At 44.9% G+C, this 14,639-nt stretch carries 12 protein-coding genes and 2 pseudogenes; 1 reads left to right on the forward strand and 13 read right to left on the reverse strand.

Annotated features, from left to right (window positions below; genetic code table 11):
* The 9 genes and pseudogenes from WMO66_RS06240 to WMO66_RS06280 all read right to left on the reverse strand — a co-directional run.
* The coding region (locus WMO66_RS06240) for a DUF8437 domain-containing protein (protein ID WP_494337456.1) at window positions 1–1,116 on the reverse strand (1,116 nt) is incomplete at its 3' end.
* Window positions 1,117–1,344: 228 nt separating this feature from the next.
* Window positions 1,345–3,750 carry a GmrSD restriction endonuclease domain-containing protein gene (locus WMO66_RS06245; RefSeq protein ID WP_349135541.1) on the reverse strand — a complete coding sequence of 802 codons (2,406 nt, stop codon included), beginning with the start codon at window positions 3,748–3,750 and terminating at the stop codon, window positions 1,345–1,347.
* Between the two features lie 62 nt (window positions 3,751–3,812).
* Window positions 3,813–5,813, reverse strand: coding sequence for a GmrSD restriction endonuclease domain-containing protein (locus tag WMO66_RS06250; protein WP_349135533.1), 2,001 nt, complete (start codon window positions 5,811–5,813; stop codon window positions 3,813–3,815).
* The gene (locus WMO66_RS06255; RefSeq protein WP_349135534.1) at window positions 5,806–6,819 is read right to left on the reverse strand and encodes a helix-turn-helix transcriptional regulator; all 1,014 of its coding nucleotides are present in this window, start codon (window positions 6,817–6,819) and stop codon (window positions 5,806–5,808) included. The genes WMO66_RS06250 and WMO66_RS06255 overlap by 8 nt, the downstream gene beginning before the upstream one ends.
* A gap of 101 nt (window positions 6,820–6,920) precedes the next feature.
* Window positions 6,921–7,124 carry a helix-turn-helix domain-containing protein gene (locus WMO66_RS06260; protein WP_349135535.1) on the reverse strand — a complete coding sequence of 68 codons (204 nt, stop codon included), beginning with the start codon at window positions 7,122–7,124 and terminating at the stop codon, window positions 6,921–6,923.
* Between the two features lie 200 nt (window positions 7,125–7,324).
* Window positions 7,325–8,121 (reverse strand): annotated as a pseudogene (locus WMO66_RS06265) (CHAP domain-containing protein); the annotation flags it as partial.
* A gap of 57 nt (window positions 8,122–8,178) precedes the next feature.
* A pseudogene (locus tag WMO66_RS06270) lies at window positions 8,179–8,730 on the reverse strand (class B sortase); the annotation flags it as partial.
* Window positions 8,731–8,796: 66 nt separating this feature from the next.
* A complete protein-coding gene (locus WMO66_RS06275) occupies window positions 8,797–10,008 on the reverse strand; it encodes an ATP-binding protein (protein WP_349135536.1) in 1,212 nt (403 codons plus the stop codon).
* Between the two features lie 127 nt (window positions 10,009–10,135).
* Entirely contained in the window at window positions 10,136–10,330 is a 195-nt protein-coding gene (locus tag WMO66_RS06280; protein WP_349135544.1) for a hypothetical protein, read from the reverse strand.
* 164 nt (window positions 10,331–10,494) lie between these two features.
* Between WMO66_RS06280 and WMO66_RS06285 the strand changes: the two genes are divergently transcribed.
* The gene (locus WMO66_RS06285) at window positions 10,495–10,701 is read left to right on the forward strand and encodes a hypothetical protein (protein WP_016564776.1); all 207 of its coding nucleotides are present in this window, start codon (window positions 10,495–10,497) and stop codon (window positions 10,699–10,701) included.
* Here WMO66_RS06285 and WMO66_RS06290 read toward each other — a convergent pair.
* From WMO66_RS06290 to WMO66_RS06305, 4 genes are all read right to left on the reverse strand, one after another.
* Window positions 10,655–11,875 (reverse strand): thioester domain-containing protein, encoded by a 1,221-nt coding sequence (locus WMO66_RS06290; RefSeq protein WP_349135539.1) that lies wholly within the window; start codon window positions 11,873–11,875, stop codon window positions 10,655–10,657. The genes WMO66_RS06285 and WMO66_RS06290 overlap by 47 nt on opposite strands.
* Window positions 11,876–11,952: 77 nt before the next feature.
* Entirely contained in the window at window positions 11,953–12,648 is a 696-nt protein-coding gene (locus WMO66_RS06295; RefSeq protein WP_349135540.1) for a hypothetical protein, read from the reverse strand.
* 252 nt (window positions 12,649–12,900) lie between these two features.
* Window positions 12,901–13,839, reverse strand: coding sequence for a ParB/RepB/Spo0J family partition protein (locus WMO66_RS06300; protein WP_161116791.1), 939 nt, complete (start codon window positions 13,837–13,839; stop codon window positions 12,901–12,903).
* Window positions 13,796–14,620, reverse strand: coding sequence for a ParA family protein (locus WMO66_RS06305; protein WP_349135543.1), 825 nt, complete (start codon window positions 14,618–14,620; stop codon window positions 13,796–13,798). The genes WMO66_RS06300 and WMO66_RS06305 overlap by 44 nt, the downstream gene beginning before the upstream one ends.
* Window positions 14,621–14,639 lie beyond the last annotated feature (19 nt).

Below are 14,639 nucleotides of genomic sequence, written 5' to 3' on the forward strand. Positions count from 1 at the left end.
AGATCCGTCAAAATTACGCCTGCGCACACAGCCGAAATTGTTTTCAAATATGATCTCAAGGCGCTCTTTTCGCGCATTGTCTGTCCATACCCATTTTTGAAATGCTTTGATAAGCTTCTGCTGCTTTTCGATAGCAGCAACCGTTTCAGCCTTATTTATAACCCGCTTTTTACCGGACGCATTTGCCGGACAGCTTACTTCCTCCGTAACCGAAACGGTTTTCATATTCAGGGTTTTCTCCAGAATATGCAGCGCCTCAAGCTTCTCTGTTCCGTATGTCCGGCTGATGCCGACGCTGTGGTTATATCGGGATTTATGAGGAATTTCCCATGTTCCGGTGATTTCATCATGAATGGTTTTATATCTTCTCATGATTTCTTCTCTATCGCTATAAGAGCAATGCCTCAACGGGTCGCCGAATAAATGAAGCATAAAATCATCAATGATATCTGCCGGGACCCACGGTGAGCCGAGCGTAATGTAGATATCCTCGGCAGCTACGGTCGGAGGAAGAACTTTTTCGATTGCCTTGATATTATCCGCGAAATAACCGTTGTACTCTTTGTTTGCTTCATTTGCAGCCTTCCATTTGCGCATAAGATTCCCGGAAAGATACTCTTCCGCCGTTTCCCAGCCTTGATAAAAGCATTCGTTCCATGTCAGTGGATTTTGATAAATTGACCCCTTCAAGGTTGAAATAACGGTCTTGTAATCCGCTCCGGTCACGGATGAAATGTACTCAATATCCACTTTGCCCAATGTACTCAGGCTCATAATCAACGCATCCGGGATGCTTTCCGTGTGGACGCCCTGCGTCCGCACATCGGAATTGAATATGTTACTCCAGTCCAAGGGAAGGTCCATACAGGTGACTTCGCGCACATGGGCTTCTTTTATCTCTTTTTCTTCCCTGACCTTCCGCTCAGCTTCCTCTTTCTCTCTGCGGCGGCGTTCATTCTCCTCCTGCTTTTCCGCAATACGCTTGGCCGCGCGGAGTTTGCCGATAACCTTCTCGATTTCATCCGAGGAATAGTTCCCCTCAATATCCCCTGCAAGTCCAAAAATATCCCAAAGACTTAATTGTGCATTTTTGCTGGATTGATTTTTATCAGACATATCCCATCACGCCCCGATTCCCTTTTGTTCAACTGTTCGGTCCTATTGTACAGAAGTATATGTACCAAAATAGGGGCATAGAAAAAGCAGGCTGTGTTCTCACAGTCTGCTTTCTTGCATGGATTCGTATGAGTTGTCAATCTAATTCGCGTGTTTTCTTTCGTCAAATAGGGGATACATTGAGAATGCGGGTGTTTTTGATATAGAAGAACAGTCCGGCGAAAGATGTCATTCACCGTTTCTATATAAGGCATCTTTTATATTTTCTTCTATTCTATTTTCCAGATTATCAGCAAATGGCTTTACGCAACCCTTGTTACCAACAAGCTCGTTATACTTTAACGTATCAATCACCACATTTTCAACCATAATCGTAATTTCTTCGCTTCCAACGCTGCATCTTGCCTCAACATTCTTATCATCGCAATGTATCCTCTTAGAAACATAGATTTCTCTGCCCGCTGCCGACCAGTAGTAGGGAATTTCGATTTTGTTTGGCTCTTCTCCGATGCTGCACTTATTCTCGCAGCGCCACCCCCTCGCGGTGAGTTCAGCGATTATTTCATTACTATAACCATAAACATAGATCCAATCATACGAGCTGTTTGGCCTTGAAATATAGTTGTCTTTGTATCGAATGGCTCCGTATTGCTGCATCCAGTTGATAAGATCAGTGGACTTGTAAAGTAGCTGGTGTAATTTTTTATCGAAGTCATTGTTTCCTGTCGGAATAGGAGATTCTTTTGCGATTTCCTCGAGCAGCTTATTATAAATATCCGCTTCAGTGGGCAGAGAAAGCCACTCGGCAAATGCAGAACGAACCACCGGGTCCGATGAGAGCATATTTTTTAATGAGTTTTCTTTTTCCTTTTTGTCTGTGATATGATATTTAATATCTGTTAGCGCATGATATCTGCTCAATAATGCTCTAAGCAAAATGTGACTATTGCCTTGGTATTTTGAAGAGACTCCACTGGAATCAAATAACGATTTGGCCATTTCATAGTTATGCTTAAATCCGTTTATGCTGTTGTCTTTAGGTATGAGAAAACTAACGCTTCCCTTAAAAAACGCATGCGATTCCGCTTGCAGTAAAGCTATCTCCCATTCCGGATTGCTTCTTATCAGCTTCGCTTTTTTTCTTTCTTCTGCAATCGTATCTTTCGACTGCGATGAATTTATGGTTGAGGAATCATCAGCAAGCCACTCATATATGTCATCAGAATGCTCAACCAATTCCATAATTAGCTGAATAACGCCTGTCGCCGCTCTCCAGCTATCAATATTCGCGTTTTCAACGATATTCCAAACAACATGCAGCCACATTTTTAAAGCTGCCTTGTTGAAATCCTTTTTAATTAAATACATTATCAGCGCGCAGAATACTGCACGTTCCTGCAGAGTCAGTTTGCTTTTAAGTACATCAAACTTTGTGGGCAAAATCATCCAGCACGGCTGACTCGCTTCGATGATTTCATCATAATGCACTGAAATCTGATCGAGGAGAATCCGTAAATTTCTCAATGATCGTTCCGAGAGATTGCTTTCAAACAGCGAAAAGCCCGAATACTCCACTTCATTGCTCAGCAAAGTAAAATCCGGTTCTTTATCAATGCCTTTATTAGTTCCTGAATAACCAAGAATAAATTCGTTTAGAAGATATTTATAGATGAAGCTCAAGAACAAAGGATCGAAATTTTTGTCCTCGCTATCTTTTTGCGCATTCCAAAAGCATTGGGACCACTCATTATCCATCTTGTTTATAAAAAACATGTCATACGGCATCCTTCGGCCGTCATATTCCTGTTCCTCAAGATGGAATGAAGCTATGTTATCTTTTATCCAATGCTGTAAATCAGCCTTGAAGTTTTCAAACCCGGTCAGCTGCTTTCCTCTTGCATTCATCTTTACATACAGATCTTCTGTCAGGCCGAAATTGCTGAGCGGCAGAATATAAAATTTCAACCGTTCTAATTTAACAAATATATTATTGCATTTGTGGTACAGGTATTGCCTTTGAACCTCATCAAGCATATTAAGCATCGCCTGAACCGTTGGGTCCAATTTATAAGCATCGTGAAACCAGGAAAGATTTTCAATTTGCGTTATAATATTGATCTTTGGTTCAACCTCTAACCTGTCCTGATAAACGGCATCTTTCCGCAGTAAATAATCAATACCTTCTGAATTTAGCTCGTTCACAAGCTTATTACAGAAAACAGACGAACTGGTTCTTGTCTTATATGAGAAGTTCCCTAAGATACTCGCCAGGCTTTTTCTTCCGTTCTTGTCTAGCTCCACGCCTCCGACAAACCAATACATCAAAAAAAGTGTGGTTAGTCTTTGCTGCCCATCAAGGGGATTGAAATAAGTTACGTCAGCTGCAGCACCGGCTTTTTCTTCTTTTTCAGTAAAAATAGAGCCGTAAATAAAATCCAATTCGAGCTGTTTATCCCCCGCATCAGAAATCATCGTAGAAAAGATTTCATTGATAAACTTTTGCCCGGCTGCATTCAGAACAGGCTGACCATTTTCGCCCGAATGAGTTTTTCTTCCTTGCGCATAATCTCGTTGAATTATCGGAATTGTTATTTTGTCAATCTTTGCACGCGAAATTGTATCATTACTATTGATGAATTCAACTTCTTCGGTTAAGAATTCCTTAAAGCTATATTTTTTTCCATTACGAACGCTCCTTAACCTTCTCTAATCAGAAACTTATCAAGAACAGAGATAATGTTTCTTCTGTATTGCTTCATATCGGTTTCGCTCCAGGATATAGAAGTATTGTTTACGCCAATAAAGTTCTTCAAAAACACATTCTTTGTACAAATCGGAATAAAGCGGCCTTCTGCATCCTTTTTTGTGATCCGTTTTTTCTTTGACGGAAAAATTGAATTTCCGTACCCCCTGTTAATATCGGCATTCAGCAGCGTTAGATTTCCAAGCGTGTTCTTTACGTCTCTCTTTACTTCTTCTGTTGGTAAGTACTCTCCGGCAAGCTTGGATATGATCCGTTTTATTTCATCGAATGTAACATTGGTCTCCGGATCTTTCAAAAAGCCATCAATTTTGTCTGCTTCGCTTTTCGATATTTTTTCTTTTTCGGAGTAAACAATTCCATACTCTTTTAAATCATCAAGCGCAGTTTTCAGCCATTCTTTTTGTTGCTCTCTTTCAGTTAACGGATTTGTTGTAAAAGAGTCAACGTGTTCAATATCCCACTTTTCGGATTTGAACAAATCAAATGGGAACAGGATATATCCATGATCAGCATCTTTATTTTTTTGAATAATATATTCGATATTATATAAGACTAGCAGCTGCTTTAGTTTGTCCTTTGTCTTGCTCGCGTAAATGATAGGATCGCCGTTGAATTCAATATCACTGCTTTCATCATCACCGGATACTTTAAGCTTCACCTTTAATCTATCCCTAATTGCCTTTATCAGATTCTCTGCAAATTCAGCCTTAGTCTTATTCTTATATAGTTTATAGATGTTCGTTATTGGCTCTCCGCAATAAATAAGAAAACCAATATAATGATACCAAAGAGGATTATTGTACCATTCAGTAAATGTTTCATAATACTCCCGAACGATATCCCATTCAGACTCAATTATTGAACGATCAACTTTTTCAAATCTTGCACTGAAAAACCGGAAGGAAGCGTATTCGTCCGTTCCATACTTATCGGCAAATTTCCACTCACCGAGTTTGGTCTTTTCTATGCGTTGTTTTTTTACATTTTCATTGGGTTGCACACCGTGTATTTTAAGATATTCATCTTTGCCAAGTTTGTCTTTTTCAACATCACCATCAACAGAAAAGATAACATCAAAAATAAATTCAATATGCGCAGGCATATCTGGAAGATCTTTGTTCAAAAAAGCCCAGATTCGCTTATTTTGTAAAGTTGCCTCAATTTGATCCCATTCCTTTGCAATTTGAATTTGTTGAATGCTTGAAACTTCGCTGTCATCCCTTTTTTGCAAGAAAAGTGCTTTGATTAATTCTGCGTTTTTTAGAGGGATTTTTCCAATGTTTAAGCGAGTAAATGTCTTAATGGGATCTGGATCGCTGGTTTCATACCAGATAACTTGAACATATCCGTTTTCGTTATACTCATCTTTGGTATTGGTAAGCAATTCCATAAATCTATTTCGGACTTTTTTTACTTGCGGAATGCTTTTTGTTTCTGGAACAGCAGTAAACCATTCAGAGATATTTTTATATCCTTCCGTTATATAGTAAGCGTTTGGCGAAGAATTGCTTGGCGTGGATGGGTCCGCAATATAGTTAGTATCTGTGCACCGAGTTTGGTATGATAGTCTAAAAAGATGTTTCCCATAATCAGTATAAAGATCACACCTATCGATATCAATTAGATACTTTAAAAGAAGATAAATGGAAGTGAGCCTTTGTTGCCCATCTATTACTTCATACCATTCATTATTATCGAGTTTGCTTTGCAGGTTGTTTGAAACTTTAGTAAATTCATCGCATTTCTTTACGACAATCGGCTGAAGGCAATAAAATGAACCATCCGTTTTATCTTTATCACATGCAAAGTTATAGAGATCCTCCAACAAGTCTTGAATCTGTCTTTTTTCCCACCGGTAGCCTCTTTGATAGCTGGGTATAAAGTAATTTTTATCTAAAAGGTCATAAACGCTTTTTAACATTAGTTCACTCATAATATGTTCTTCCCTCCTGTTCCATATGATACTTCTTCATACCATTTTTTAACGACTCACAAATTCGATCTCTCATAGATTCTGGTGAGATTATTTCAACATGATCGATATACTGCATCGCCCAGTGCACCATAGCATTTAGGCTTGCCTTGACGCTGATTCTGACCTTGCTCTCCTCATCGGTTTTTGCAATGCGAATATCACTGCCAAACCAGTCAATAATCTGATCGATTATCCCGGCATCTGCAACAAATTCGATATACTCCGGCCGATCGGTATACATATAAGGCATGGAAGACGACAGCTCCTTGTAATTGATGCCGTTCTCATAGCCCGGTACGCTGCGGAGCGATGTGGCCTTTTTATCTGCAACGGTCATATTGGTGATCCGATCTAATCTGTGGAACACCATATTGCCCCAATATTCACTGTATGCCATAAGGTAATATCGCTGATTGTGCAAGATCATCAAATAAGGGGTCACATATTGATGAGAGGACTTGTGGAGTTTTTTATCGATTCCGTATTTGTTATAATCGTAATGTATCTGCTTTCCTTCTTCGATCGCCGTGTCGATCAATTCAATATTATAAAATAGAGCCTGATTGTCCGTTTTGTACCAATCATTGACCGAATGAACATGCTTGATATTGGAGCGGAAATATTTATTCGATAGCCTGCAAAGCCGTTCAATGATGCTTTTGGAGTGCTTTGCGGTAATATATTTGCTGCTTAAAACGCCGTCGATCAGCATATGCAGCTCCGAGTCTTCAAATTCCCGTCTTTCGAGATAGCTGCCGGCTCTACGTGACTCAATGTCAATTCCAGCCTCCTTCAGCAGCGAAATATTTCTGCTGATCGCCTTTCTTTCAATCACGATGCCATATTCATTTTCCAGCTTTACTGCAATATCCTCCTGCGTAAGAGGATGATCGTAATCACTGTAATCCTTCAGAATCTGCCAGATTCTGATAAGCGCCAGTTTCTTCGGTTCAAAGCTTTCCATAAATGTTACACCTCATTACACCCCTGCGCAGCCGTGGGCTGACGCTCCAATATTTTACATCATATATATGCACCATATTTGGTGCGCCAGTGCGATTTTCTTTACTCATCGTAAAATTCCATTATTTCATCGGGAGTGCAGCCAAGTGCTTTGCAAATACGGCCAATTATTTCTGTTGTGATGTTTTCATCTCGCGCAAGCTTCATCATCTGATAATGCGTAATGTGCGCCGCTTCTTGCAAGTCTTTTTTCTTCATCTTTTTGTCGATCAAGATTTTCCAAAGTTTATTGTACCTGACAGCCATAGTGATTCTCCTTCGGCAAAAATATTATCAGTCAAAGATACAAGACGACTAGTTTAACATATTATAGCACACTTCTCTCGAAAAATCAAAGGAAAAGTTGAAAATTCAAACTTATTTGCGGTAAATTGAGCTGAAAAACTGTGCCCATAACAAATAAAGAGCCACCGACCCACATCAAAAGTGAGTCGGTGGCATTTGTGTTAGTAGTTCGGAACTCCGTATCCGAGGATTTCGTAGTGACCTACGCTGTACTGGTTTACCCGACAGCTATCGCCGGAGTTTCCCTCAACGGTATAAACGATACCGTTTTCGACTTTTTGAACAATACCGGTGTGGTCGGATTGTCCGTCCTGCGGACCCGACGAACCCTTGTTATCCCAATCAAAGAAAATAATCATTCCGGGGACAGGCTCGGCAGAACCGTCGATCCACTGTCCACAATCTTTGAACCACTGGACGCCGTTCACGCAGCCTGCATATTTTGGTACAACCCCGGTGTCAATATAGCCGCACTGATCGGCACACCAGCTCACGAACAGGCACACCATTCCACACGGCTTCCGAAGCCATACCAAGACCAGTACGGCTCGCCGCCCACATTGCCGACCTGTGAAAGTGCCACGGTCACAATCTGATCCTCGCTATAACGGATGCCGTAAAGGACTGCCGCCCAAAGGGAATTGTTTTTGTCCTTGAGAAGCTCGGCAAGGTATTCCCGCTGTTCTGCGTCAAAGCCATATAGGTCAGCCATTTCATCCACTGTCAAATGAGAAACGGTAATATATAGCGTTGTTTTTGTGACTGTCGTTTCCGTCTGAACGATGTTGCCGTTTCCGTCGTCCGTTTCGGTAATTTCCGTTTCCGAGTGGCTTTCCCTGCGGGAGGATATGGAGTTCATCTCCCAAAAGATGTCCGAGAGGATCTGCTTCTTGCTCTCGTCCATCGTGGCAACCTCCTGCGGGTTGTCCTTGTCGGTATTCGTCTTGACTGCATCCACAAAGTGATAATACTTGAATGCATCGGGGCTGTCGGTGTAGACCACCGTGCGGAATACGGCAACAATCTCATACTCCTGCTTATCCGTCAGTGTGTTGAAGGTGATCATCCGATGCTCGCTCCAAAAGTCTTTGTTCTTGAACTTTTCAAGGTGGGCAAACATCGAACCGTTGGACATATGGTGTCCGTAGATCACAAGATTGTCGGACGGCTCCTGCACATCGCAATCCTCCTGCACATAGGGACAGCCATAGTCGGAGTATTCCTTATCAAATCCGTGCTTTAGATAGAAATTCGGCTCATTCACCGACTGCATCACGGGATAATTGATGTTGGTATCTGCAATGCTGATCCAGCCCACCAAATCGCCGTTCTGCTGATAAAGCTCTGCAAGCTCCGGCAGAAGCATCTTTTCCTCGGAGTATGGAATCTGCTCCGCCGGTTCCGTTGCAGCATCCGTCTGTGCCGCAGCATTCACAAGGTCAGCCAGCTCGCCATAAAGCTCAGCTTGCTTATCCGACTCCTTGTAGTGATCGATAATAAAATAGGTGCTTGTGCCGAGGACGGCTACAAACACCGCAATAAGAATCATACAGATTTTCTTTTTCATTGAGTTTCCTTTCCGAAAAGCAAAATGCCCGCCTGTTGCCAAGCGAGCATTTTACGATTCTGTCGTTTAATATTCAGAGCTTAACAGGAAGTCCGCTATGTGCATCGTCTTGATGCCCTCGTAGTTTCCTCCTGAGAACTCATCCGTTGTGAGAACATATTTGGGGTAGTTGTCGTGGATCTCCAACAAACGCTCATACTCCCGTTTTTCCGTTTTCGGAGAACGAAGCTCCTGCGTCACCTGCACATAGAGCTTTTCATTTTGCCGTACGGCAACAAAGTCGATCTCGCCGCTGCCGGATTTACCGACATTGACGGTATAGCCTCTGCGGCAAAGCTCCAAGTATACGACATTCTCAAGGCTGGATGCCACGCTGTCAGCATTGTAGCCAAGGACGCTGTACCGCAGGGCGGTATCGGCAAGATAGAATTTCTCCTGTGTTTTCAGGATTTCCTTACCCTGTAAATCAAAGCGGGAGCAACGGTGAAGAAGATACGCCTTCTCCAGCTTCTCCAAGTAGCTGTAGACCGTTTCGTTGTCCAACGCACGGTGCTCCGCTTTCAGATAATCCGAAATGGATTTTGCTGAGAAGGTATTGCCCACATTGTTGAAGGTGTATTTGACCACTCGTTCTAACTGGTCGATCTTTCTCACCTGATTGCGCTTGACAATATCCGAGAAGATCGTGGAGTTGTAAATATCCCGCACGATGGTGTAGACCTCGTCCTGAGAGAACTCCTGCAAATGCGTTGCCGGGAAACCGCCCAAGCGCACGAAGTTTGCAAGCTCTGCCTTCGGCTCTCCAACCTCGGTATATTGGCTTTTGAACATCAGGTACTCGCCAAAGGACAAGGTGAAGATGCGGAAAGACACATACCGTCCCGTCAGATAGGTCGAGATCTCAGAGGACATCATACGGGAGTTGGAGCCTGTCACATACAGGTCAACATCGAAGTCCGACGCCAGCGAATTGACGACCTTTTCCCAGCCCTTGATTTCCTGCACCTCATCAAGAAACAGATAGGTTTTTCCATCGGGCGAAAGACGCTCCTTGAGCTGTGCGTACATCTGCTTTGCCGTCATATCCTCATATTCCATCGAGTCATAGCGGCAGCTGACAATGCGCTCCTCTGGGATGTTATGCTGCGTTTTCAATCTCTCCATAATCATTTTCAGGATCGTTGACTTTCCGCAGCGGCGCACTCCCGTGAGGATTTTTACAAATGGCGTATCCACATAAGCCATAATCTTATCTACATACAAAGGTCTGTAAATCATCGTGACCACCTCCGTTTGTAGATAGTATACCGCAATTCTCATCAAAAGTCAATTTGTTTTGCGATTATAAACCGCAAAACTTTTCGACAGTTTATTCAACTGCGGATTGCCTGCTATATGGCGAGGGTTAAGCACCCTCGCCCGGTTTGGTGGTCATCAGCTTATAGAGCTTCGTGTTCTTGGGGAACTTATTGGCAAACGGAACAAGGCTGGAGCCGACCTTGATTAGTCCGTGACCGGCATCAACATTGGTGATATAGGAAAGCTGGGTGTCCGAAATGCTCTGCCGCAAGTTCGGCGTGGATGTGAAGAACTTCGCCATTGACCGTATTCCGGAGGAGCTGGCGGGCAAGTCCCCTAAGGAAATTCGTGCGGAGCTTTCCAAGACCCGTTCTGCGATGAGCGAGATTGGCTCCCGTGTGTCGGAGGAAATCTACCGTCGCCGAGCAGACCGAAGCAAAGATCAGGAAAGATGGGGTGTGAGTGATGAAAGAGGAACGCTATCACATCGCCTTGGACGATTATGAACACGGCGTAGTGATTCGAGCTTTGAACGATACCAAAACCGAACTGATGAATGAGGGTAAATCCACCGATGCCGTGGACGATCTTATCATCAAGGTCGGGTATGCCCCAAAGAAAAAGTTCAAGGTAGTGGAAAGAAAGGACTGCTCCTGCCGTGAATCGAGATAACGACAGACAGACCTCCATCATTCTCGCCGTACTCGGCATCCTGCCGATTGTGTGGCTCGGACTTCTCATTGCACCATCCGTTAAGGGTGGCTTGCCGGAGATACTGCCGAGCTTGATGAATGTGATGAGCGACCCGTTTCATATAGTGCTTTGCGAGGACAGTGTAAAAACTGTCCTCGTTTTGCTTCTCTGCTATGGAATGGGCATCGGCATCTATACCGCTTCCGGGAGCAAACTTTCCATCCGTCCAAGTAATGATACCTCGGCGGGTTGCACCGGATTTACTTGCAGTAATTTTCACGCTGTCAGAGGGTGCGGTAGCCGCCGTAATGACGAGCTTGTTTCCGCTGACGCTGAAAGAAATGCCATCCTCATTCGCAGAAAAGCTATAATTGGAAAGGACATTGTTGCTGTCAGTCAGAGTTGCGGTGTAGTTCGTGCCGTTCCAAGCAAGCTCGACATTCTGCGCCTTGCCGGGAGTTTTCGCCATAAAGCTGGGAATAGCAGAGTGACGCTGTACGCTTGCTTCAATGCTGTTGTAGTAGCTGATGAACTGGCTATACAGAGGGTGCGCTGTGCTGACAACACTCTTGACGGCATCATAGCTGCCGGGACTGATATGATTGAAGTCCTCATCTCGCTCACCGACCACGGTTTCCCAAATAAGAACCTGCGTCGCCATCGCCTGTGCCAGTGTTTCGGCATCGCTTGCGTTCTGAGAACGCCAAGAGGTACTGATTGGTCCCGTGTAGCCGTACTGCATAATACGACCGATGAACAGTTTCATATCGTAGGGAGAAATAGTGCTGTTGAAATCCGAGGGGAGGTTATCCCAAAAGGTTTCATCCTTGCTGGTGTATCTGTCGCCAGTGTCCTGCGGCGTACCCGGCTCAATGCAGTAGCAGATATTTCCGTCATACGAGTGCATTGCTCGAATGGTAGTGTACTTGGACTCACCGGAATACCAACCGTTCATATAGTGAAGATTGGAGTGTCCCCAAGTACCGCTGTAGTCGAGATTTGCATCTCCGCTTCTCGGAAAAGAAATGAGATAGACTTCCGCTTGCTCTCCTGCGGCAAAGGCGGTAGTCGTGCCAAGTCCGATAAATGCGGACAGGCACATCACGAGAGAAAGCAGTCCTGCAATTCCTCGCTTGAAAAAATGTGTTTTCATTGTGTTGATTACCTCCTTGAAAACGAAAAACGCACCGTACAATGACGATGCGTTTCAGGGTGAAATGTGTTTTGTTGTTATGCGTAGCCGATGCCGATATAGATTTCATAAGAGCCGCTTCCGGTCTGCTCATACCAAATCCACACATCGGTGATGTCGCCGTCCTTGGCATATCGGTCGAGATAGCCACGAATATCCCGTTCGGTGTATTTGCATTTTACACCTGCGGCGATGGGGTTATCCCAGCAATACACGGCTCCGCTGTCGAGCATAAGTCCGATGCTTTCGGCGTAGCTCTTGGCAAAGCTGATCCAGTAGTCAATGTCAAAGACCGGCTCAGTAGGTTCTTCTTTCGGCGGCTCCGGTGGCGTTGATTTCTCATTTGCCGGAGGTGTGGGCAGTTCTTTTTCTGTCGGGGCAGTGGTTTCCGGTTGGCGTTCGGACTCGTCGGTTTTCTTTTCGGGTTCGCTTGGCTGTGGCAGCACTGCTGTGCGGTGATCAGTCTGTTCGGGAACCGCTGTTGTTTGGGTGGCACTTTCCGATACGCTTGCCGGGTTCTCTGCGGCACGGCTATCCGTTTGCGATTCTGTGCTTTGGGGACGGTCAACCTCCGTTTTCTTTTCTTCCTGAGCCGTTTCTGCTTCACTGGGGACGATGTTACTGTCCGAAGAAGAAATAGGGTCAGGCGTTTCTGCAATATGCGAGGCATTGTTGCATCCCGTAGTCAGACACAGAAGCACAGCGAGTAAAAGAACTGCGATTTTTGGTTTCATACGCTTCACTCCCTTCGACAACATTTTACCCGATGAGAACCGTTCAGACAAAGATGCGTTTTGAAGCGCAACTTTTTATCATATCGCCGGTGGGCGCAATTCCAAACTGTGCGATCTCCGAGCCTCTCTTAGATAGACTTATTTAGAGAGATAGAGATAAAGTTAGGAGATGGATTATTTATTCTCGGATAGTCTGGAAGTTCTGGGGATGGAGTGTGAGGAAGGGGACAGCGGAAAACATACTCCGTGTGCCTATCGGCTGTCACGCTCTGCCCGCTGGCGCAGGAAACGACTGTAATGCTCCAATGCTTTGACCACATAATCCTCCGTTTGGCTGACGGGGATATTCTTCGGGATCAGGCTTCGCACCTTGTCCCCACGCAGGACGATTTTCTCACGCTGGTTTGGCTTTTCCTCGCTCATAATGGCAGATACTACTTCCGGTGTGAGTTTGCCTTCCGTGAAGAACTTCCGCATACGAATGGTCTGATCGTGGGACGGGGTACATTGGTTCAGGTCAATTTCATCAACCACCGCCCGCTGGCTGTCCTCGTCCAAATAGGATAGCTCCACCGCAGGACGCATTTTGATTTTCCCTTCGTCCACAAGGTCAAGAAGTTCTTGGACAAGGTTTGTCAGACGGATATAGCGATGAATTTGATTTCTGCTATCGCCTGTTTCTTCTGTTATGGCTTCAGAGCTTCTATCAAACTTCGTCCCCACTGGGGACAAAGTTAAATCTGAACGCTGTCCTTGCCGCTTCATCGCTTCCAGCCGCATTTTATAGGCAAACGCCTTTTCTGAGGGAAGTATCTGCGACCGCTGGTAGTTGCTCTCCACCATCAGCACAGTGGCGGCATCACGGTCAAGGTCTACGACCTCGCAACGGAGTGCTTCAAATCCGGCAAGTTCACACGCTCGTTTTCGCCTGTGACCGGAAATCAGCTCATATCTGCCGTCCTCTTTTTGACGCACGGTAGCCGGAGTAATGACTCCTCGCTCCTTGACACTCTCCACAAGCTGTATCATATCCTCGTCGTCCCGTACCTTAAATGGGTGGTCGGGAAAATCGTCGATCAGCTCAAGGGGAATATCTCGGATTTTACTGAGCTTGGCATCGTCCCGAAGCTCCTGTGTAGAAAACAGGTCATCGAGCGTCGGCAGAGTGAAGTCGCTCTTTCTTCCTGCCATCGGCAGACACCTCCTTTGCGAACTCAGCATAAGCCTTTGCAACAGGACTGCTCGGCTCATACTTGTAGATGCTTACGCCCTTGGAAGCAACCTCTGCGGCTTTCACTGCCATAGGAATGGAGGAACGGTATATCTTAATAACGCTCCCAAAGTTCTTTCGCAGTGCGTCGGCAGTGCTTTTTGCGAGGTTGGTGCGGTTATCTACGATGTTCAATAGGATACCGTCGATTCGCAGGCTCGGATTGATGTACTGCCTGACCTTTCCAATGGTCTGCATCAGTTGGGTCATTCCCTTTGCCGGAAGGTATTGCGCCTGCACGGGAATGATTACGCTATCTGCCGCCGCCAAAGCATTCAGAGTTACCATACCGAGCGAAGGCATACAGTCAATCAGTACATAGTCATAATTGTCTTTGACCTTGCTCAGATAGCTTCTCAGAATGGTTTCACGGCTCATTGCGGTCACAAGCATCATTTCCATAGCAGACAGCTCGATGTTGGCAGGGAGCAGATCGACATTTTCCTCGTGATGCAGAATGCCGCTTCGTGGGTCTGTATGATCTTCACGGATAACCCCGGATAGCTTATCGGTAATGGTCGTCGTAAGACTGTCATTATCTCGCCACCCAAGGCAAGTTGTGAGGTCGCCCTGCGGGTCGGCATCTACAAGGAGTACCTTCTTGCCGAGTCGTGCAAGCCCGACACCCAAATTGACCGTTGTGGTCGTTTTGCCTGTGCCGCCTTTCTGATTGCAGATAGCAATGGTTTTACAGTTTGGCATTTCGCTTTTCCTCCTTCTT

Origin of the sequence: Faecousia intestinalis (genome assembly GCF_040096185.1) — a bacterium.
Classification (GTDB): domain Bacteria; phylum Bacillota; class Clostridia; order Oscillospirales; family Oscillospiraceae; genus JAZOXB01.